The sequence below is a fragment of the Cupriavidus sp. 291-E7 genome (assembly GCF_057798835.1).
In genome coordinates, this window is record NZ_JBYOJV010000006.1 from 120,481 (window position 1) to 141,336 (window position 20,856).

The window sequence follows — 20,856 nt, forward strand, 5'->3', positions numbered from 1 at the left end:
AATCACAAATATAGAAACCAAGGAGACAAACCCATGTTGAAGATCGCCCGCATCGCTGTCGCGGCCGTTGCCGTGACCACCGCCTTTGCCGCCCACGCACAAGGCGAATGGCCTACCAGATCCGTCACCATCATCGTGCCATTCACGCCCGGTGGCGGCACCGACATCGGCACACGGCTCGTTGCGCAACGACTGGCCCAGATCTGGAATCAGCCCGTCGTGGTGGACAACCGCCCGGGTGCCGCCGGCAATGTCGGCCTGGAGCTGACCGCGCGCGCCAAACCGGACGGCTACACGCTCGTGGCCGGCAACGTGGGCACGCAATCGATCAACCCGTTCCTCTACAAGAAGCTCAACTACAAGCCCGACAGCTTCGTGCCCGTGACGATGATGGCCGAGCTGCCGTTCGCGCTCGTGGTGACGCCGGGCCTGCCGGCCAAGACGCCGAAGGAACTGGTCGCGCTGGCCAAGGCCAAGCCGGGCAAGCTCACGTTCGCCAGCTCGGGCACCGGTGGATCGCCACACCTGTCCGGCGAAATCTTCAAGGTGGCCACCAGCACCGACATGCTGCACGTCCCTTACAAGGGCGGCGGCGCGGCGATGACGGACCTGATGGCCGGCAACGTCGACATGCTGTTCGCGTCGATCCTGGAAACCACCGGCCACGTGAAGTCCGGCAAGCTGCGCGCACTGGCCGTGACCGGCAACGTGCGCTCACCATCGATGCCCGATGTGCCGACGCTGGCCGAGGCCGGAATCCAGAACGCGGAATCGGGCTCATGGGTAGGCTTGCTGGCGCCCGCCGGCACGCCCAAGGACATCGTCGACAAGATTGCCGCTGACGTGAAGAAGGTAGTGGCCATGCCCGAGGTCAGGAAGCAGTTGATCGAACAGGGCGCGATTCCTGTAGGCAGCACGCCGCAGCAGTTTGCCGAGACCATCGCCAACGACCGCAAGCGTTACGCAAGGATCATCGCCGATAATCACCTGAGCGCCGACTGATCAAGCGCCCAGCCATTCCCATCACAAAGGACTCTTCTCGCATGAAACCCCGCCTCCTGCAGCATGGCCGGCTCCCTGAACAGACCGAAGCGCGCCTGGCCGAGCATTTCGATGTGCACCCGCTCTGGGCCGAAAGCGATCCGGCCGCCTATCTGGCGCAACACGGCGGCGAGTTCGTGGCGATGACCACGCGCGCAGCCACGGGCGTGGACGCCGCGATGCTGGCCACCCTGCCTAACCTGCGCGTGATTTCGAGCTTTGGCGTGGGACTGGACAAGCTGGACCTTGATACCGCGCGCGCGCGTGGCATCGCCGTGGGCTACACGCCCGACGTGCTCAACGATTGCGTGGCCGATACCGCCTTTGCGCTGCTGATGGATGCGGCGCGCCAGGTCAGCGCCGCGGATCGTTACGTGCGCCGCGGCGAATGGCTCAAGGGTCCGTATCCGCTGACCACGCGCGTCAGCGGCAAGCGCCTGGGCATCGTCGGAATGGGCCGCATCGGGCGGGTCATCGCCAAGCGGTCGAGCGGATTCGATATGGACGTGCGCTACTTCGGCCGCAAGGCGCAGGACGGCGTGCCCTATGGCTTTGAACCCTCGCTGCAGGCGCTGGCCGAGTGGGCGGACTTTCTGGTGATCGCCGCATCGGGCGGCCCCGAGACACGCCATCTGGTGTCCGCCGACGTACTCAAGGCACTGGGTCCGCAGGGCTTCCTGATCAATATCGCACGCGGCACGGTGGTCGATGAGGCAGCACTGGTGGACGCGCTGACCCACAAGCGCATTGCCGGTGCCGGGCTGGACGTGTTCGAGAATGAGCCGAAGGTGCCCGAGGCGCTGTTCGGTCTCGACAATGTGGTGCTGCTGCCGCACGTGGCCAGCGGCACGCACGAGACGCGCGCCGCGATGGCCGGACTGGTGTTCGACAACCTGCAGAGCTTCTTCGCCACGGGCGCGGTCTTGAAGTCGGCGGTCTGAAACCATCTGCAAAAGCGTAGCCGGGTCGACACAGAGCGGAAATACTGCGCCTGCGGCCCGGCGCTACACTGGGCATCCCACTTCCACACGGAGCGAGCGATGCCCGAAAACTCCTCGCGGCCGCCATCCGCGTCGCGCCGCCGGCATCTGCTGGCGGCGGCGCTCGGCGGCGCTGGCCTGGTCACGCTGTCGCGCACGGCGCCGGCCAGCGCACAAACCCCATCGCGTTCGATCACGCTGCCACTGACGGCTCAGACCACGGAAGGACCGTTCTATTTCGATGCGGGCAAGCATCGCCAGGACATCACCGAAGGCCAGCGCGGCGTGCCGCTCGAAGTCCGCTTCACGGTGGTCGACGCGCATGGCCGCCCGCTTGCCGGCAAGCGGGTCGATCTCTGGCATTGCAATGCCGCGGGCGTGTACTCCGGCTACGCGGGCCAGTTCGACGACCATGACCAGCCCGTCTCCACCAAGGGACAAACGTTTCTGCGCGGCAGCCAGCAAGCAGGCGCTGATGGCGTGGCCGTGTTCCGCACGATTTATCCGGGATGGTACGAGGGCCGCGCCACGCATCTGCACATGAAGGTCATCGACGGCAACCGTGCAATGCTGACCACGCAGTGCTTTCTGCCCGATGCGCTCAGCGAATACCTGTACACGCAGTTGCCGGCCTATCGCCGCAGGCATGTACGCGAAACGCTGAACAGCAACGACGGCATCGCGCTGCGGGCCGGCGACACCGTGCTTGGCGCGGTGCGGGAGGCAAAGGACCGCTATATCGCCACGCTTACGCTGGTGATCGACCCGGCAGTAGCGGCACCACGTGAATCGCTCCCGCCAGGCCCGCCGCCCGACGCGCCGCCGGGTCAGGGGGCGCACACCAAGATCGACGGCGACGCACGTGTGACGGCGATCGTGCCGGGTCTCCGGTCGTAGTTCCGTTCCCCGTCGTAGGACGTAGGCGTCTTCTTCACCCGCCGATATCGGACGCGCCGTCGTCAGGCATGTCGAGTTCGATCACGAGTCCGCCGGGCAGCGACACGAAAATCTGCAGCGTGTTGTCCGCCGGCACCCGTGCCACGCGGAAGGGCCACGCGCTGTCTCGCAAACTGGCGATGACCGGCGCCGCCGGGCCGTCGCTGCGAAACGCGATATGGCCCACTTGCAGCGCGCCGGTACCTGCATCCAGCCGGGCATCGTCCACCGCGTGGATGACGGCCTGATCGCCGGCGTACAGCCACGCTCCCGGAAACGGGAACGGCGGCCGGTAGCCGGGCCGCAGGCCCATCACGCCGCCAAAGAAGTCCTCCAGCACCTTGTGGCTGCCGGCCGAAACGTTGAGATGGTCGAAGCGCCATGCCGGGCGCGTCGTATTGGCATCTGTCATATTGGCTCCCGTGGGTTCACCCGCATCGCCGCGATCACTGTGCGCCACCCCACCACCCCGCCATCGGGATGAATCCGGGCGTAGGCGAATTTCCCTTACCCTGTGGCAAGGCACGTGTTGCCTTCGGGAGTCGCGCGCCCGGCGGAAATGCAGGAACACAGCCAAAGTACCAGACATGATTCCCGATTGTTAGCTATGCTCCCCAGAGCAGGCGCGTGATTTTGTGGTGCAGCAACGCAAGACCCCACCCCAGGTATCAGGCACCGGCCGCGGAGCGGCCGGGACGGGCAACACTTCATATCCGGTTTGTGAATGGGAAGGCGCCTTTCGTGGCGCGGTCTCCTGAGGGCTCCCGATGCAGCGCAGCTGGTTCTTGGTTGTGACAATCGTGCTGGCGACGTTGGCCACGCTGTTCCCGGTGGGGATCGGCGTGTTCATGGCCCAGCTCGAAGCCAACCGGCGCGAATCCGAGCAGTTGAGCGTGTTTGCGGACGCCGCGGTCACGCGCGCCGAAACGGTCATGACGCAGGCCCTGAACGCCCTGCAGGATCTGGAATCGCTGCGCGAGGAACCGTGCTCGTCGTCGCACCTCGTTGAGATGCGGCGCATCACCTACACCTATCGTCACATCCAGGATGCCGGCGCCTACCGGGGTGGCAAGCGGCTGTGCTCGGCACTGCTGGGCGCCGTGGAAGCGGACCAGTTCATCCTGCCCCCGCCGGACTGGCGCACCCCCGACGGCCTGGACTACTGGTTCGACCAGCCCAACCCGTTTGCCGCGCCACGCCGCTCGATGCTGCTGGGCCGCAATGGCAGCTATGTCGGCCTGGACCCGCAGACCTTTGTCGATGTGGTGGACCGGGAGTCGCGCATGCTGGCCGCCGTGCAGACCGATGCGGGGCGCATTTTCGCGATGTCGCAAGGTGCGAGCCTGGCACGGCTGCAACGCGCGTACGCAGATCATGCGTATGGGTCCGGTGGCGAGGCCACGAACGAAGATGATGCATCGATCGTGCTGCGCAAGTCGCGCACGATGCCGCTGGCCCTGGTGGTGCTTGCCCCGCGCACGGCACTTCTGGCCAACTGGAAGGCTTTGCTCGTCGGCGGACTGGGCGTGGGCCTGGCTGCGGGCGTGCCACTGGGCATCCTGGTCTGGCGGCGCGCCACGCGCCGGTTCAGCCTGGAGGGAGAACTGCGTGGTGCAGTGCGGCGCCACGAAATGGCCGTGCATTACCAACCCATCGTCTCGCTGTCCGACAACCAGCCCGTGGGTGTGGAAGCGCTGGTGCGCTGGCGCCGGCATGGCAGGCTGGTGCGTCCGAACCTGTTCATCCCGATGGCCGAGAACGCCGGCCTGATCCAGCAGATCACCGACCAGGTGCTGGACATCGTTCTGGCGGAACTTGGCACACTGCTGCGCCGGCATCCGTCGTTCTACGTATCGATCAACGTCGGCGTGGAAGACCTCAAGAGCCGCCGCTTCCTGAGCGTGCTGACCGCGCGCCTGCGCGGCACCGGCATATCGCCGGACCAGATCCGCATCGAGGCCACCGAGCGCGGGTTCCTGGAACCCGACGTCGCACGCGACACGATTCAGGCATTCCGCGATGCGGGTCATCCGGTCTATATCGACGATTTCGGCACCGGCTATTCCAGCCTGTCATACCTGCAGAGCTTCAAGGTCGATGCACTGAAGATCGACAAGTCGTTCGTCGACACGATCGGGCAGGAAGCGGCGTCCAGCACCGTGGCGCCGCACATCATCGCGATGGCGCAATCGCTGGGGCTGCAGGTCGTGGCCGAAGGGATCGAAGACCGCGCCCAGGCCGACTTCCTGCGCGCCCAGGGCGTGGACTACGGTCAGGGCTGGCTGTTCGGCCGCCCGGTACCGGCTGTGGAACTGGCGCAACTGCTGGCACGGGCGGTCCCGCAGGCGGCGGCCTAGCCGATAGAATCGGCGAAGACATCCAACAACGACAAACCACTACGATTCACGGAGACGCCCGTCATGTCCCTGCCCGCCCTGTTTCTGACCGCCGCCGGTGTTGGCCTGGCCGTTGCCGCGCCCGTCGGCCCAATGGGGATGCTCTGCATCCGCCGCACGCTGACCGACGGCCCGCGCGCTGGCCTGGCCATCGGCTTTGGCATTGCCTGCGGCGATGCCGTCTACGGATTCGTGGCGGCGCTGGGGCTGGTGGGGGTATCGCAATTCATGCTGGCCTACGACAAGCCGCTGCACATTGCCGCGGGGCTGTTCCTGCTCTATCTGGGTCTGCGCACGTTCTTCCAGAAGCCGACCGAACAGGTGGCCACGTTGCGTGGCAATGGGTCCGGATTGCGTGCATTCGCAAGTGCGCTGCTGCTGACGCTGACCAACCCGCAGACCATCATCATGTTCGCGGCGCTGTTCGCCACGTTGGCACCGCGTGAGCCGTTTTCCACGTCGATTGCCATGACGACCGTGATGGGCGTGTTCTGCGGATCGATTGCGTGGTGGTGCGTGCTGGTGGCGATGGTCACCGGCGCACGCCATGCGCTGGGCGTACGGCTGCGCCTGTGGATCGATCGCGTGGCCGGGCTGGTGCTGGCCGCGTTTGGCGTATCGGAGATTCGCCGCGCGATGTAAGCCGCGCGGCTCATCGCTTCAGACAGGGCGTTGCCGGCTTACTCCGCCTTGGCGCCCGAATCCTTGGCCACCTTGGTCCACTTGGTGGTTTCGGTCTTGATGAAGGCGGCCAGCTGCGGCGGCGTCATTTCGCCGGCGGTCACGCCCTGCTCGTCAAAGCGCTTCTGCACGTCGGGCTGCTTCAACACCTTGGCCAGTTCCGCGCTGACGCGCTGACGGATCGGCTCCGGCGTGCCATGCGGCGCCATCAGCGCGTACCACGTGGTGACCTCATAACCAGCCACGCCGCTTTCCGCCACGGTCGGCACACCGGGATAGGCGGCCGAGCGCTTTGCCGATGTGACGGCCAGCGCCTTGACCTTGCCGCTCTTGATATGCGGGTTGGCCGACGGGCTGGTCTCGATGGCCATCTGAATCTGGCCGCCCATCAGGTCCGTCATCATCGGCGCGCCGCCCTTGTAAGGCACGTGCGAGATATCGGTATGGGTCAACGAGCGGAACAGCTCGCCTGACAGGTGCTCGGTGCTGCCGATACCGGCCGAGCCATAGTTGACCTTGCCGGGGTTGGCCTTGATGTATGCCACCAGTTCCTGCACGGTCTTGGCCGGAATCGACGGATTGACGATCAGCACATTCGGCGTCAGTGCCACCATGCCGATCGGCTCCAGGTCTTTCTGGAAGTCATACGGCAGCGTCTTGTAGATGCCGGGCGCCATCGTATGCGCCACCGTGGCCAGCAGGAATGTGTAGCCGTCCGGGTTGGCGCGCGCCACCAGCGCCCCGCCGATCGTGCCACCGGCTCCCGGCCGGTTATCGACCACCACGGGCTGGCCGAGCGCCTCGCCCAGCCGCTGACCTACCGCGCGCCCGATGATGTCAGTGGTGCCGCCCGAGGCGAACGGCACGACCAGCGTGATCGGCTTGGAAGGCCAGTTGTCGGCGGCAAAGGCAACCGTCGTGGAAGCGGCGGCCAGTGCGATGGCGCCAAAAGCCTTCAGCGCGACGCGGCGCGGCATGCGTGGGGTCATGCGAGTCTCCTGCAGGAATCGTTGGAATATTTTGAATCGTTAGCCCCAAGACTCTACGGAGACCGCGCCGTGTGCGCCAGCCCGGACGCGGCGTACCGTGTTCAGGATTTGTGAAGGGTAGCGCCGGGCCAGCGGTCGTCGGTCACCAGCTGGCGCGCCACCTGCTCCAGCACACTGCGCGCGGCCAGCCCGGCCGGCGAAAGCTCGTCGTCGGACAGGCTGACCAGCAAGTTGGGCCGGCTCACGCCGGTATCCGAGATTTCGATCAGCGTGAGCGGATCGCCCAGATGGCGTGCCACCGCGGCGCCCGGCTGGATCGTCGCGCCGATGCCCGCGCGCACGGCATCCATCAGCACCGCCAGCCCGTCGATCTCGGCCACCACGTTCAACGGCCGCTGGCTGCGGGCCGAAGCGGCATTGAGCACGGCACGCAGGCCATGCGCGCCGCTGGGCAGAATCAGCGGCACATCGCCGATTTCGTCCAGCCGCATCGTCCGCGCGGCCGGCAGGCCAGGCTGATCGGGCCGGGCGATCACGAACAGGCGTTCTTCCAGCAAGGGCACGCTGCTCCAGCGCTGCCCCGGTTCCAGCTGGAACAGCACCGCCAGGTCGAGCTGGCGCGCGCCGATCATGGTTGCCAGTCCGCCGGACAGGCTTTCCACGAGATGCAGGCGGATATCGGGATAGCGGTCGCGCATGGCGATCATGAATGACGGCCCAAGCACGGCCAGCGTGCTTGGTGCCATGCCCACGCTGACGTGGCCGGACAGTCGCGCGGTACGCGCCGCATGCGCGGCATCGTCCGCGTGGCGCAATGCCAGTTGCGCCTGGCGCCAGAACGCCAGCCCGGCGTCGGTTGGCACCACTCCGGTGGATGTGCGCTGAAGCAGCCGCGTGGACAGCTCGCTTTCCAGGCGGCTGATCTGCTGGCTCAGCGCGGACGTGACCACACCCAGCCGCTGGGCAGCCTGGCCCATGCTGCCAAGTTCCACTACGTGCACGAAGTAGCGCAGTTGCCGCAGTTCCATTTCCCATCCCCGTCACGAAGAGCCGTTATTGTGCCTGTGATGCACGCAAACAGTGAACCGCGTGACGCACCAGCCACGGCTGCGCCGTCATGCACGCCCAAATGCTTCGCGCGTTTTTTGCTTGCCCTTTTGCAACGGCGTAGGACGCGGCTTCGGCGGATTGCGGCCGCGCGATTGGTCGCGCGGTATCCGTACCAGCCGTGCATCGTGAATCAAGAAGGCGCGCTGGCCATCTGCCGGTTGACCCACGGTTCTTCATCGAAGACGATGTGGAGGTCGCCCCTGGGGATGCCGTGATGCGCTCATCACCCGACCCGGTCTCGCATGCTCGATAGACCGGCAGATCCCCCGCTTGCAGCACTTTTCTCACAGGTTTTCCAACCGGAGTCTTCCAGCATGCAAAGCAATCCGACGGCCCTCTGGGCCAACTGGCCCATGCCACCGTTTGCGTTCCAGGCATTCGCGTCGTTCGATGACAAGATGATCGAGAACTGGCAGAAGCTCATGGGACTCAACACCGACTTCACGAAATCCATCGTCGAGGAGGCGCAGTTCGACTGGGCGTCGTGCTTCGTCCCGCAGGACCCGGAAGAACTCTATGCGCGCCAGTGGACGAGTCAGATGCCGCTGCTGTCGATTCCGTTGCACTACGCCACCGCCATGCTGGAACTGAGCGCGGCCACGCAGCGCGCGTGGATGGATGCCTGGGGCCACATGCTCGGTTTGCCCGTGCTGCTGCCCGCCATGCCCGTGATGCCGGATGTCACGGCGGTGGCCACGGCCAGCGGCGAAGTGGTCGACGTTCCGGCAGTCCAGGTACGTGAGACGGCGCGCCCGCGCAAGAACGGTTCGCACTGACGGCGAGCCGTTACGGACGGTAACGGCGCGTTTTTATCTCAACGACTATGCTTGCAGAGACAGCAAATTCAGCCTTGCGTCATGCCGCCTGCCCGATGGCTTGAAGGGCGCACTCGGGCGGGCCCCTGAATCGCGCCCCCAATCTGGCGAGGCTCCCATGAGCAAGACAATTCTTTCCAGCCTGATCGTCGCCGCGGCAGCCGTGGCCATGACGCCGCTCGCGCACGCGCAGACCAAGCAGTTCGATCCGTACTCGCAGGGTGCAAAGGCGGGCAAGGCCGATCCGTACACCGACGGTGCCAAGGGCAAACCGGACCCCTACACCGACGGCGCCAAGGCCGGCAAGTTCGACACATACACCGATGGCGCGAACAAGTCGACCCGCACTGACCTGGCACCGTCGGCCAAGGTAGATCCGTACACGGACGGCGCCAAGTCGGACAAGTACAACCCATACACCGATGGTGCGCGGGTAGGCAAGCCCGATCCGTACACTGACGGCGCGAAGACCGGCAAGCCCGATCCTTATACCGACGGCGCGAAGTCCAAGTAACCCGATCCAGATCCGGCAGTCAGATCCGCCCGGTGCGGCCGCGAGGCGCGGGTGCGCCATCCTTCAGCCAGGGAAGAAAGCCGCGCAGAAAGCGCGAGGCGGCCGGCATGAAATAGCTGCCGTGGTGATAGCAGGGGTCGAGCGTGGATACGATCCGGCGTCCATCGCCACTCGTCGCATCGTCATAGAGGATCGACCGGCCGTCGACGGTATCGACTACCGACATCGCGCCCGGTGGCGTCACAAGGTCGCCATGCCGACGCCAGGTCGCGTCGGTCAGGCTGATCCGCTCGTACAGGCCGTGGCCCGAATCGCCCACGCGCAGACCTGAATCGGCACCGGGGATGCGCGAAGCGAGGGCGATGCTGTCCGCCCATCCGCTCCTGCATCCGGACGCCGTGAGCCAGCGCCTGCTCGCGCGGGCATCCATCCATCATCTGGAAAAAGGGGAGCGCGTTTTCAGGCAGCACCAGCAGGCGGACTACTGGTACCTGGTCGTACAAGGTCGCATCAACACGCTGCGCATCGGCATCGACGGGGAAGACCGGGTCATTCACCACGTGGAACCTGGCCAGTTGCTGGGTGCCATCGTGATGTTCCTGCAGCAGCCCCGGTATCCCGTGGAAGCCCGCGCGGCCGTGGACAGCACGCTATGCCGGCTCGCGCGCGCGGCACTGCGCCAGGCCTGCCTGGATCACCCGCCGCTGGCCGTGGGCATGCTGCACCTGGCCGCGCAGACGCTGACGTTGCGCATCGACGATGTCGACAGCCTGGCAAGCACCACCGCCCAGCAGCGCCTGGCCGCCTATCTGCTGCGACTCGTGGAAATTGCCAGCCCGCACGTCGAGTTGCCGCTGAGCCAGCGGCAACTGGCGGCCAAGCTTGGCGTGCGCGCCGAGACGCTGAACCGGCTGTTGGCCGACTGGCAGAAGCTTGGCTATCTTGCCGGGAAGGTCCGGCGGTGGCACGTCGTGGCTCCCGCCGAACTCGAAGCGCTCGCACGCGGCACGCGCGACCGATGATGGCGGGCGAAGGTCGTGACGCCCAAAAGAAAAAACCCCACGGACGCTTGCACGCCTGCGGGGTTCATCAGCCTTCGGTCCGTTCCCCGTTGTCGCCGCGGGGGAACGCAGACGCTCAGAGCGTCACCGAATCAGCCACTTCCTTGAAGTCTTCGATCTGGTCGAAGTTCATGTACTTGTAGATCTTGTCGCCATTGGCGGTGAGCACGCCCATGTCGGCCATGTACTCTTCCTTGTTCGGGATACGACCCAGGCGCGAGCAGATGGCGGCCAGTTCGGCTGAACCCAGGTACACGTTCGTGTTCTTGCCCAGACGGTTCGGGAAGTTACGCGTCGACGTGGACATCACCGTGGCGCCTTCGCGCACCTGTGCCTGGTTGCCCATGCACAGCGAGCAGCCCGGCATTTCGGTACGCGCACCAGCCGTGCCGAACACGCCGTAGTGGCCTTCCTCGGTCAGCTGCTTCTGGTCCATCTTGGTCGGCGGAGCAACCCACAGCTTCACGGGGATGTCGCGCTTGCCTTCCAGCAGCTTCGATGCGGCACGGAAGTGACCAATGTTGGTCATGCACGAACCGATGAACACTTCGTCGATCTTGGCGCCAGCCACGTCCGACAGCGTCTTCACGTCGTCCGGATCGTTCGGGCAGGCCACGATCGGCTCGTGCACGTCGGCCAGGTCGATCTCGATCACGGCGGCGTACTCGGCGTCGGCATCCGGCTCCAGCAGCTTCGGATCGGCCAGCCATGCTTCCATCGCCTTGATACGGCGCTGCAGGCTGCGCGGGTCCTGGTAGCCTTCGGCGATCATCCACTTCAGCAGCGTGATGTTGCTGTTGATGTATTCGATGATCGGTTCCTTGTTCAGGCGCACCGAGCAACCGGCGGCCGAACGCTCTGCCGAGGCATCCGACAGTTCGAAAGCCTGTTCCACCTTCAGCTCGGGCAGACCTTCGATTTCGAGGATACGGCCCGAGAAGATGTTCTTCTTGCCTTGCTTGGCCACGGTCAGCAGACCCTGCTTGATCGCGTACAGCGGAATCGCATTGACCAGGTCACGCAGCGTCACGCCGGGCTGCATCTTGCCCTTGAAGCGAACCAGCACGGATTCCGGCATGTCCAGCGGCATCACGCCGGTGGCGGCGGCAAAGGCCACCAGGCCCGAACCGGCCGGGAAGCTGATGCCGATCGGGAAGCGCGTGTGCGAGTCGCCGCCGGTGCCCACGGTGTCGGGCAGCAGCATGCGGTTCAGCCACGAGTGAATCACGCCATCGCCCGGACGCAGCGAGATTCCGCCACGGGTGCTGATGAACTGCGGCAGCGTGTGGTGCGTCTTCACGTCGACGGGCTTCGGATACGCGGCGGTGTGGCAGAACGACTGCATCACCAGGTCGGCCGAGAAGCCCAGGCAGGCCAGGTCCTTCAGTTCGTCGCGCGTCATCGGACCGGTGGTGTCCTGCGAGCCCACCGAGGTCATCTTCGGTTCGCAGTACGTGCCCGGGCGGATGCCCTTGCCTTCGACCAGACCGCAAGCGCGGCCAACCATCTTCTGGGCCAGCGTATAGCCGCGGCCGGTGTCGACCGGGTTCTGCGGCAGGCGGAACAGCGTCGACGGTGCCAGGCCCAGCGCCTCGCGGGCCTTGGCGGTCAGGCCGCGGCCAATGATCAGGGGAATGCGGCCGCCGGCGCGCACTTCGTCGAACAGCACGTCCGACTTCACCTTGAATTCGGAGATCACGGCGCCGTTCTTCAGGGCCTTGCCTTCATAGGGGCGCAGTTCCACGACGTCGCCCATTTCCATCTGCGACACGTCCAGCTCGATCGGCAGCGCGCCGGCGTCTTCCATCGTGTTGTAGAAGATCGGGGCGATCTTGCTGCCCAGGCACACGCCGCCAAAGCGCTTGTTCGGCACGAAGGGGATGTCTTCGCCGGTGAACCACAGCACCGAGTTGGTGGCCGACTTGCGGCTCGAACCCGTACCGACTACGTCACCGACGTAGGCCACCAGGTTGCCCTTTTCCTTCAGCGATTCGATGAACGCCACCGGGCCGCGCTTGCCGTCTTCTTCCGGCTGGAACGCGGCGCCTTCGCGCTTGTTCTTCAGCATGGCCAGCGCGTGCATCGGGATGTCCGGGCGCGTCGTGGCGTCCGGGGCCGGCGACAGGTCGTCGGTGTTGGTCTCGCCCGGCACCTTGAACACGGTGATCGTCAGCGATTGCGGCAGTTCCGGACGGCTCGTGAACCACTCGCCGTCGGCCCAGCTCTGCAGCACGGCCTTGGCGTTTGCGTTGCCCTTGTCCGCCTTTTCCTTCACGTCATGGAAGGCGTCGAACATCAGCAGCGTCTTCTTCAGCGCGTCGGCGGCCACGGTGCCCACTTCGGCATCGTCCAGCAGCTCGATCAGCGGCGAGATGTTGTAACCGCCCAGCATCGTGCCGAGCAGTTCGGTGGCGCGGGCGCGCGAGATCAGCGCGGTCTTTTCCGAACCCAGGGCCACGGCGGCCAGGTACGAGGCCTTGACCTTGGCGGCGTCATCCACACCGGCCGGCACGCGGTAGGTAATCAGGTCCACCAGGGCCTGCTCCTCGCCCGCCGGCGGGTTCTTGATCAGTTCGATCAGCTCGGCGGTCTGCTTGGCGGTCAGCGGCAGAGGGGGAATGCCAAGCGCGGCGCGTTCGGCAACATGTGCGCGATAGGTATCAAGCATGGGAACCTGCTGTTAATAGGGTTGTAACGGGTACTGCCTTGTCTCTTGTGGGCCGGCGGCGCAAGACCGCCCGCTGCCGCGTGATTGTAATCCGAAGTCTGCCCGAGATCAAATGTCTTATATCTTATATAAGAGTTAAACGAGAACACTATCGGCGTGACAAGGGATGGCGGGTGAAGGACTGTTGCAAATCCGCAGATCGCGCGCATCGCGCCGACTGCGCGAACCGCATCCCGCCAGCCCCTATTTAGTGGCTTAATGATTACATTTAGGTCATAAAGGGGGACCGATGCTTCATGCATGTCTTAAGTTCGGCGCCCGGTATTCGTTAACCAGCATGCAGGCGCAAATGGCGCGCCGTCGCGCCCCTGCGCCCGACGCCCGCTGGCTCAAACGGCCAAGCTAAGCGGGTTTCCCCCTTTTTATCGGCCCTTTGCTTGCCTGCGATTCGGGAAGAATGGCAGGCATTCCGACACAGGCATCTCATGGCGAACACGCTTTCCCCCTCCCAGACTGGCGGCACTTCGAGCAAGCGCGGCCGACTGCTGCTGATTGGCGGCGGCGTGCTGGTGGTGGTGCTGGCTGCTGGCGGCTTTTTCCTGGGCAGCATCCTGAGCAGCAATCATCAGCCGGCAGCTCCGGCTGCCCCGGTGGTACCGCCGCCGATCTTTGTGCCGCTGGATGCGTTCACCGTCAATCTCAAGAGCGAGGACGGCGACCGCTTCCTGCACACCGGCCTGTCGCTGAAGGTGGCGGATGCCGACACCCAGGGACGTCTGGCGCAGTATCAGCCGGAAGCCCGCAGCCGCATTCTGCTGCTGCTCTCGGCACGCCAGCCGGGCGATCTGGCCACGGTGGAAGGCAAGCGCAAGCTGGCCCAGGACATTCAGGCGGCGATCAGCCAGCCGTTTGCCCCGGGTCTGCCGCCGCAGAAGATCCTGGATGTCTTGTTTACTTCGTTCGTGGTGCAGTAATCGTTGTTGTCCGCACCGCGAACCCTGAGCCAAACCGATAGATATGAAACTGCCCGCCGAACTTCCCTGCAGCCGCCGCGTGATGCGCGACGTGTGAAGCCGGATATGGACCGTTTCATCCTTACAGCCGTTCACGGGGCAGGACACTAGATGGCCTACGACAAGTTCCTCTCGCAGGACGAGGTAGACGAACTACTGAAAGGCGTATCGGGCGAAACCGATACGCCGGCGACGAGCGCGCCAGTCGTCGACGAAGGCGGCGTGCGCCCGTACAACCTGGCCAACCAGGAACGTGTCGTCCGCGGCCGCCTGCATACGCTCGAAATCATCAACGAGCGTTTTGCCCGGGCACTTCGCACCGCGCTGTTCAACTTCATCCGCCGCGGCGCCGACATCTCGGTGGGTTCGGTAAGGATCGAGAAGTACGGCGACTTTGTGCGCAACCTGCCGGTGCCGACCAACCTGAACCTGGTCCACATGAAGCCGCTGCGGGGCACCGCGCTGTTCGTGTACGACCCGAACCTGGTCTTCCTGGTCGTCGACAACCTGTTTGGCGGCGACGGGCGCTTTCACACCCGTGTGGAAGGGCGTGACTTCACTCAGACCGAGCAGCGCATCATCCGCCGCATGCTCGACCTGACGCTGAACAGCTACAGCCAGGCCTGGCGCACTGTGCATCCGATCGAGTTCGACTACGTCCGCTCGGAGATGCACACCAAGTTCGCCAACGTGGCCGGCCCGAACGATGCCGTAGTCACCACCGCGTTCCATATCGAACTGGGCGCCGTGGGTGGACAGCTGCATATCTGCATTCCCTTCTCGATGATCGAGCCGCTGCGTGATCTGCTGATGAATCCGCTGCAGGACGAAGTCGAGGTGGACAAGCGCTGGCTCGGCCAGCTTTCCAACCAGCTGCGTGCCGCCGAAGTGGAACTGGTGGCCGAATTCACGCACCTGCGCAGCACCGTGGCCGAGGTTCTGGCCATGCGCGAAGGCGACGTACTGCCAATCGAACTGCCCGAGAAGATCTTCGGCAAGGTCGACGGCGTACCCGTCATGCAGTGCGGCTTCGGCACGATGAACGGCCAGTACGCACTGCGCGTGGAACGAATGATCAATTACCAAGACAGCGATTCCAACAAGGAAACCGATCATGACTGACGGCACTCAGGACAAGCCGGTCGATCCGATGGACGATTGGGCCAGCGCCCTGGCTGAGCAGACCAGCGCCGAGCAAACGGCGCCTGCTGCCGAAGCCACCGCCACCGCGGCGCCGCTGGCTCCGGCCATGCCCACCGCCACGCCGGCCGCTTCCACTGTATTCCCGCCCCTGGCACAGGACGCGCCGAGCGGCTTCCACAACGATATCGGGATGATCCTCGATATCCCCGTACAGCTGACCGTCGAACTGGGCCGCACCAAGGTACCCATCAAGAACCTGCTGCAACTGGCACAGGGCTCGGTGGTGGAACTGGACGGCCTGGCGGGCGAACCGATGGACGTGCTCGTGAACGGCTACCTGATCGCCCAGGGCGAAGTGGTGGTGGTGAACGACAAGTTCGGCATTCGCCTGACGGACATCATCACGCCGTCCGAACGTATCCGGAAGCTCAACAAATGACAGCCGCCTCGCGCCGGTTTGCAGCTGCCGCGCGCATTGCCTTCGGCACGGTCCTCGCGGGCCTTGCCGCAACCGGTGCGCAGGCCGCTGATGTCGTGCTCAGCACTGCCCAGGCGGGAAATCCCGCCAGCAGTGCCGCCTCCAGCCACAGCATTGCCGGCAACGCGCCGGCGATCAGCAGCGGGGCCAGCCTGGCCCAGGCAGGCCTGGGTCTGTTCGCGGTCATCGCGCTGATCCTTGGCATGGCCTGGCTCGCGCGCCGCGTGGGCCTGGTGCGGCACGGCACGGGTAACGCTTCGATCAAGGTCGTGAACAGCCTGGCGCTCAGTACGCGCCAGAAAGTCGTGACCGTGGAAGTGGGCGACACCTGGCTCGTGCTTGGCGTCTCGCCCAACGAAATCCGCCCCCTTCATACGCTGCCGGCCCAGCCGGACAGCGGCGTGCCCACCGGTTTGCACCCGACCCCGCCGATGCAGGGCGGCTTTGGCGAACGCCTGATGCGCGCCATGCAGGAAAACCTCAAGAAATGAACCCGCCGCGTGCCGCCGCTGTCGAGCGGCAACCCGTGAAGCCCCACGTGCGTCCGTCGCACCTAGCTACCGCCCTGCTGGCCCTGTTGCCGCTGGCGCTGTGGCTCATGCCCGATGCCGCGCTGGCACAGTCGCTGCCGGGCGTCACCAGCAAGCCGGCCGCGGGCGGCGGCCAGGTCTGGTCGCTGTCGATCCAGACGCTGGTCCTGCTGACATCCCTGTCGTTCCTGCCGGCGGGCATGCTGATGATGACGGGCTTCACGCGCATCATCATCGTGCTGGGCCTGCTGCGCAACGCGCTCGGCACGGCATCGTCGCCGCCCAACCAGGTGCTGGTGGGGCTGTCGCTGTTCCTGACGTTCTTCGTGATGTCGCCGGTGTTCGACAAGGTCTACACCGACGCCTACAAGCCGCTGTCCGAAAACCGGATCAGCCTGGAGACCGCCGCGCAGCGCGCCGCGGTGCCGGTACGTGCCTTCATGCTGCGCCAGACGCGCGAGAAAGACCTGGCGCTGTTTGCGCAGATGGCCAAGATCCCGGAAATGCAGGGCCCGGACGACGTACCGTTCTCGGTGCTGGTGCCAGCCTTCGTGACCAGCGAGTTGAAGACCGCGTTCCAGATCGGCTTCACGATCTTCATTCCCTTTCTGATCATCGACCTCGTCGTCGCCAGCGTGCTGATGGCGATGGGCATGATGATGGTGCCACCCGCCACCATTTCGCTGCCGTTCAAGCTGATGCTGTTCGTGCTGGTCGATGGTTGGCAACTGCTGCTGGGGTCCCTGGCGCAGAGCTTCATGAATTGACGGGAGCCTGAGATGACACCCGAGATGGTCATGACGATCGCCACGCAGGCGATGAAGATGACGCTGATGCTGTCCGCCCCGCTGCTGCTGGTGGCGCTGGCGGCCGGCCTGGTGGTGAGCCTGTTCCAGGCCGCGACGCAGATCAACGAAATGACGCTGACGTTCATCCCGAAGCTCGTCGCGCTGTTCGTGACGATGGTGCTGGTCGGCCCCTGGATGATTAACACGTTCGTCGACTACATGCGTGAAGTGTTCCAGGGCATCCCCGCCCTGGCGCACTGACGCGCGCCGTCTCCACAGCAGGACCGGCGCCGTGTTCGAGGTCACCACCGACCAGATGTACGGTTGGATTGCCGCCTTCCTGTGGCCGATGTTCCGGCTGCTGGCGCTGATCTCCACCGCGCCTCTGTTCAGCGAATCGACCATCCCGCGCCGCGCCAAGATTCTGCTGGCCGCCGCCCTGTCCACGGTCGTATCTCCCACCATCGGCAACATTCCCGCCGCACCGGTCTATTCGTATGAGGGCCTCCTGGTGGTCCTGAACGAAATCGGCATCGGCGTGGCGATGGGCTTCTCGATGCGGTTGATCTTCGCGGCCGTGCAAATGGCCGGTGAAGTCATCGGCCTGCAGATGGGTCTGTCGTTCGCCTCGTTCTACGACCGCTCCGCCGGCGGCCAGACGATGGTCCTGTCGCGCTTTCTCAACATCATCGCCACGTTGATGTTCCTGTCGCTCGATGGGCATCTGATGATGCTGGCGGCACTGGTCGACAGCTTCCAGGGCGTGCCAATCGCCGGCGTGCCCCTGTCAGGACACGGCTGGGGCGTCGTGGCGCGTGCCGGATCGATGGTCTTTGCCTCCGGCACGCTGCTGGCACTGCCCATGATCGCCGCGCTGCTTACCCTGAACCTGGCGATGGGTATCCTGAACCGCGCCTCGCCACAGCTATCGATCTTCGCGGTGGGCTTCCCGGTCACGCTGCTGGGCGGCATGGTGGTCATGGCGCTGTGCATGCCGGAGATGGGGGTTTACATGCAGCATCTGGTCGACACCGGCCTGCAGACCGCGGCGACGGTGCTCGACCAGCTTGCTCCGTAGTTACCAACCGATCAGGGCAACGCACCCACCTGCTTCAATACCGCGCGCGCGATTTCCTGCCGCTTGGCGCCCACTTCGGCCTGCGGCATGTCGAGGTTCATCGCGAACACATAGGTGTCGTCGCCGCGCGTAACCCAGCCCACCCACCAGCCCACGTCCACCTTGCCGGACGTGGCCCATCCCGTCTTGGCCCGCAATGTGTACACCGGCGTGCGCTCGATGGTCAGGATGTCGTCAAGCGCCTCGAAGGTGCGCTCCGAGATCAGCGGCACCTTGTGGGCCGCGGCATCGCGCAGGAACTCGACCTGCTGGTAAGTGCTGATCCGCAGGTGGCCGTTGAGCCAGAAGCGGTCGATCGGCCCATCCACGTCCGCATTGCCGAAATGCGCGGCACCCAGATACTTGCGGTACTGCGCGGAGCCCACGCGACGCGCCAGCAACTGATACGCCGGTACGCACGAGTTCTTCAGCGCCACACGCAATGCCACGTCGCCATTGCAGACCTCTGGCAGGATCGGCTTGCCATGATGCATCCAGACCTTGCCGTCCCAGGGGAGTTTGTCGTTGTCGACATCGGCAACGGCGCCGGTTTCCAGTCCGATCAACGTATTGAAAATCTTGAAGGTCGACGCCGGCGAATAGGACGTGGCCGCGCGCTTGGGGTTGTAGGTCAGCGTGCGCTGCTGGCGCACATCGTAGACCACGATCGTGCCGTCGACGCCCGCGGCGTCGAACAGCGGCTTGGCATCGATAGGAACCTCGGCGGCCTGTACGGCAGCGGCCGTGCAGGCGAGCAGCAGAGGCAGCAGGAACCATCGGGATAGTCTGTTTTGCATATCAACACGCTATGAGTTTGTGATTGTAGGTTGTCGTCATGCTGACGGTTGGCAATCCAGGCCCGGATCGTGGTGCGGAGCATAGGCGCAGGGACGCAGGACGCCAACCGCCGCAGCTGTAACACGCGTAACATGGCGCCCATGCCTGCCTCCACTCTCGTTCACGTCGACTTGTCCGCTCCGTACCACGTTGGCAATGACAGCGCGCGTTACCAGTCCGTCTGGCTGCTGGCCCGCATCTGGCTGGCCGCATCGCGCGATCATGAAGACCTGAGCGCGACCGCCGTGCGTGCGCGCTTTGCCGATGCCGCCAATGTGCGCATGATCGTCTCGCGCGCGTTCGCCGATTTCTCGCGCTGGGGCGTGCCGGTGGGCTGGGGCCATGACAAGGCCGTTGGCATCTCTACGCTGCGGGCCGAGGGCCGTAGCCGTGGTCCGTTCTGGATGTCGGCTGCCACCGCGCGCAGGCTGCGCTTCGCGGCGGAAGGCAAGCCACTAGGCGCGGCCGGCGTGGCGCGCTGGCTCGGGCAGGCGCCCGCCGGCGACGCCGCGTCATCTGCGCAAGAGAGTGGCGGACTGCAATACGTGATGCGCGACATGGCCTTCTGGCGCCATCTGACGCAGGCGATGCGCGGCGCGCAGGATGGCTTTGCGGGCGTGCTGGATAACAGCGTGGCCGAGTCGTTCCGCGCGGCCCAACGTTCGGCGGCGGACGATTTCCAGCAAGCGCTTTCGTTGCTCAAGGAAAGCCTGGCGTGGCGCCGCAGTGACCGGCTGGACAAAAGTCGCGCGGCGCTGCGCCGGTTCGAACGGATCGTGGTGACGGGCGGCGTCAACGCGGCACTGCCGACCTTCGCCACGATGGCCCATGTCGTGCGCGCCTGGGAACACTACGCTCGCGGCGACCTCGATGCGGCGCAGCGGGCGCTGACGCGCCTGTCCGCCGATTCGGAGCTGCGCCCCGTGGTGCGCTACAACCCGCGCATCCGCTTTGAGACGCTCAATCTGGAAGCGCTGGTTCACAAGAGCATCGCCCTGCGGCCGGGCACCTCGGCTCCCGCCGGTGCGTCGGCCCGGCAAGAGGCCGCGCGACTGGCGCTCGATGCGTTTTCGGGGGCGCTGCAGGCGGCATATGAAGCCGACTCGGTCGATGCCGTCCAGCATGCCGCCGCCAATATCGGCTGGTCGCTTTGGCTGTTCTGGCAGTACCGTCTGGTCGATGATACCCGCACGATGGCGGCGGGCGAAGTGCAGCGGCAGTCCATGCGGTGGCTCGGATTATCGGAATGGATCTGCGACCGCTTTGGCGTCGGCGGAGGATCGGCGTGGAACACCATTTTCCTGCTGCGCGTGGCACGTGGCCATGTCGCGGCCGACACCGGGTCCGATGCATCGCCGTCGCTGGCGGCGTTTCGCGCGCTGCAACCGCTGACGGTGGCGGCGGCCGTCGACGCACTGCGCCCGTTCCACGCACCGTTTGCACCGGCCAAGGGTTTTGTGCGCTGGTCGTCGGTAGCCGCGTTCGCGCTGGAAGAACACGACAACGGCCACGTCCGTTTCAACGCGCTGCAACTGGCCAACCTGCTGCTCGAATCAGCGTGGTACCTGACCCATGAACAAGGCGCATCCGCGCAGGCTTACGCGGCGATGGAGCGCCTGTCGGCCCAGCTCGGCACGCTGCGGGCCGGCGAACGCGGCTTCTTTCACACCGAGATGCGCGCCTTTCCGCCCGAGCTGCGTGCGGCCGCCGCCGAGGCGGCGCGCACACGGCGCGGACGGTCGACGCCGGCATGAGGCAT

Annotated in this window: 22 protein-coding genes; 16 read left to right on the forward strand and 6 right to left on the reverse strand. The window is 65.4% G+C overall.

What is annotated here, in order from left to right; all coding sequences use genetic code 11:
• Positions 1-33: 33 nt before the first annotated feature.
• The 3 genes from AC3FLX_RS12660 to AC3FLX_RS12670 all read left to right on the forward strand — a co-directional run bounded on the left by AC3FLX_RS12660 (position 34) and on the right by AC3FLX_RS12670 (position 2,918).
• Positions 34-1,002, forward strand: a complete 969-nt coding sequence (locus AC3FLX_RS12660) for a Bug family tripartite tricarboxylate transporter substrate binding protein (protein WP_488696958.1) — start codon at positions 34-36, stop codon at positions 1,000-1,002.
• A gap of 41 nt (positions 1,003-1,043) precedes the next feature.
• Positions 1,044-1,982 (forward strand): 2-hydroxyacid dehydrogenase, encoded by a 939-nt coding sequence (locus AC3FLX_RS12665; RefSeq protein WP_488696959.1) that lies wholly within the window; start codon positions 1,044-1,046, stop codon positions 1,980-1,982.
• Positions 1,983-2,081: 99 nt separating this feature from the next.
• Positions 2,082-2,918: an intradiol ring-cleavage dioxygenase gene (locus tag AC3FLX_RS12670; protein WP_488696961.1), complete on the forward strand. Its 837-nt coding sequence runs from the start codon at positions 2,082-2,084 to the stop codon at positions 2,916-2,918.
• Positions 2,919-2,952: 34 nt separating this feature from the next.
• Here AC3FLX_RS12670 and AC3FLX_RS12675 read toward each other — a convergent pair whose 3' ends face one another.
• Complete coding sequence (locus AC3FLX_RS12675; protein WP_488696962.1) at positions 2,953-3,369, reverse strand: VOC family protein; 417 nt, start codon at positions 3,367-3,369, stop codon at positions 2,953-2,955.
• A 379-nt stretch (positions 3,370-3,748) separates the two neighbouring features.
• Here AC3FLX_RS12675 and AC3FLX_RS12680 point away from each other — a divergent pair, with 379 nt between their 5' ends.
• Positions 3,749-5,314, forward strand: coding sequence for an EAL domain-containing protein (locus AC3FLX_RS12680; RefSeq protein ID WP_488697345.1), 1,566 nt, complete (start codon positions 3,749-3,751; stop codon positions 5,312-5,314).
• A 63-nt stretch (positions 5,315-5,377) separates the two neighbouring features.
• On the forward strand, positions 5,378-5,995 hold the full coding sequence (locus AC3FLX_RS12685) for a LysE family translocator (protein ID WP_488696963.1): 618 nt from the start codon (positions 5,378-5,380) through the stop codon (positions 5,993-5,995).
• 38 nt (positions 5,996-6,033) lie between these two features.
• On the opposite strand, the gene AC3FLX_RS12690 is transcribed toward AC3FLX_RS12685, so the two are convergent.
• Complete coding sequence (locus AC3FLX_RS12690; RefSeq protein ID WP_488696964.1) at positions 6,034-7,023, reverse strand: Bug family tripartite tricarboxylate transporter substrate binding protein; 990 nt, start codon at positions 7,021-7,023, stop codon at positions 6,034-6,036.
• A 101-nt stretch (positions 7,024-7,124) separates the two neighbouring features.
• Positions 7,125-8,051: a LysR family transcriptional regulator gene (locus AC3FLX_RS12695; RefSeq protein ID WP_488696966.1), complete on the reverse strand. Its 927-nt coding sequence runs from the start codon at positions 8,049-8,051 to the stop codon at positions 7,125-7,127.
• Between the two features lie 396 nt (positions 8,052-8,447).
• Here AC3FLX_RS12695 and AC3FLX_RS12700 point away from each other — a divergent pair, with 396 nt between their 5' ends.
• Together AC3FLX_RS12700 and AC3FLX_RS12705 are read left to right on the forward strand one after the other, a co-directional pair.
• Positions 8,448-8,909: a polyhydroxyalkanoate granule-associated phasin gene (locus tag AC3FLX_RS12700; protein ID WP_488696967.1), complete on the forward strand. Its 462-nt coding sequence runs from the start codon at positions 8,448-8,450 to the stop codon at positions 8,907-8,909.
• Positions 8,910-9,066: 157 nt separating this feature from the next.
• On the forward strand, positions 9,067-9,462 hold the full coding sequence (locus AC3FLX_RS12705) for a hypothetical protein (RefSeq protein WP_488696969.1): 396 nt from the start codon (positions 9,067-9,069) through the stop codon (positions 9,460-9,462).
• A gap of 19 nt (positions 9,463-9,481) precedes the next feature.
• On the opposite strand, the gene AC3FLX_RS12710 is transcribed toward AC3FLX_RS12705, so the two are convergent.
• Positions 9,482-9,781 (reverse strand): hypothetical protein, encoded by a 300-nt coding sequence (locus tag AC3FLX_RS12710; protein ID WP_488696971.1) that lies wholly within the window; start codon positions 9,779-9,781, stop codon positions 9,482-9,484.
• Between the two features lie 25 nt (positions 9,782-9,806).
• On the opposite strand from AC3FLX_RS12710, the gene AC3FLX_RS12715 reads away from it, so the two are divergent.
• Positions 9,807-10,484: a Crp/Fnr family transcriptional regulator gene (locus AC3FLX_RS12715; RefSeq protein WP_488696972.1), complete on the forward strand. Its 678-nt coding sequence runs from the start codon at positions 9,807-9,809 to the stop codon at positions 10,482-10,484.
• Between the two features lie 115 nt (positions 10,485-10,599).
• Here AC3FLX_RS12715 and acnB read toward each other — a convergent pair whose 3' ends face one another.
• Positions 10,600-13,191 carry a bifunctional aconitate hydratase 2/2-methylisocitrate dehydratase gene (gene acnB / locus AC3FLX_RS12720; protein ID WP_488696974.1) on the reverse strand — a complete coding sequence of 864 codons (2,592 nt, stop codon included), beginning with the start codon at positions 13,189-13,191 and terminating at the stop codon, positions 10,600-10,602.
• Positions 13,192-13,676: 485 nt separating this feature from the next.
• Between acnB and fliL the strand changes: the two genes are divergently transcribed.
• The 7 genes from fliL to fliR all read left to right on the forward strand — a co-directional run bounded on the left by fliL (position 13,677) and on the right by fliR (position 18,221).
• Positions 13,677-14,165, forward strand: coding sequence for a flagellar basal body-associated protein FliL (gene fliL / locus AC3FLX_RS12725; protein WP_124686087.1), 489 nt, complete (start codon positions 13,677-13,679; stop codon positions 14,163-14,165).
• Positions 14,166-14,315: 150 nt separating this feature from the next.
• Entirely contained in the window at positions 14,316-15,326 is a 1,011-nt protein-coding gene (fliM, locus tag AC3FLX_RS12730; protein WP_488696976.1) for a flagellar motor switch protein FliM, read from the forward strand.
• The gene (fliN, locus tag AC3FLX_RS12735) at positions 15,319-15,786 is read left to right on the forward strand and encodes a flagellar motor switch protein FliN (protein WP_488696977.1); all 468 of its coding nucleotides are present in this window, start codon (positions 15,319-15,321) and stop codon (positions 15,784-15,786) included. The genes fliM and fliN overlap by 8 nt, the downstream gene beginning before the upstream one ends.
• A complete protein-coding gene (gene fliO / locus AC3FLX_RS12740) occupies positions 15,783-16,316 on the forward strand; it encodes a flagellar biosynthetic protein FliO (protein WP_488696979.1) in 534 nt (177 codons plus the stop codon). Before fliN ends, fliO begins: the two co-directional genes overlap by 4 nt.
• On the forward strand, positions 16,313-17,122 hold the full coding sequence (fliP, locus tag AC3FLX_RS12745; protein ID WP_488696980.1) for a flagellar type III secretion system pore protein FliP: 810 nt from the start codon (positions 16,313-16,315) through the stop codon (positions 17,120-17,122). Before fliO ends, fliP begins: the two co-directional genes overlap by 4 nt.
• Positions 17,123-17,134: 12 nt before the next feature.
• Entirely contained in the window at positions 17,135-17,404 is a 270-nt protein-coding gene (gene fliQ / locus AC3FLX_RS12750; protein ID WP_061958832.1) for a flagellar biosynthesis protein FliQ, read from the forward strand.
• A gap of 31 nt (positions 17,405-17,435) precedes the next feature.
• On the forward strand, positions 17,436-18,221 hold the full coding sequence (fliR, locus tag AC3FLX_RS12755) for a flagellar biosynthetic protein FliR (protein WP_488696982.1): 786 nt from the start codon (positions 17,436-17,438) through the stop codon (positions 18,219-18,221).
• A gap of 11 nt (positions 18,222-18,232) precedes the next feature.
• On the opposite strand, the gene blaOXA is transcribed toward fliR, so the two are convergent.
• Complete coding sequence (gene blaOXA / locus AC3FLX_RS12760; protein WP_488696983.1) at positions 18,233-19,057, reverse strand: OXA-1206 family carbapenem-hydrolyzing class D beta-lactamase; 825 nt, start codon at positions 19,055-19,057, stop codon at positions 18,233-18,235.
• Positions 19,058-19,198: 141 nt separating this feature from the next.
• On the opposite strand from blaOXA, the gene AC3FLX_RS12765 reads away from it, so the two are divergent.
• Positions 19,199-20,851, forward strand: coding sequence for a hypothetical protein (locus AC3FLX_RS12765; protein ID WP_488696984.1), 1,653 nt, complete (start codon positions 19,199-19,201; stop codon positions 20,849-20,851).
• Positions 20,852-20,856: the final 5 nt, after the last annotated feature.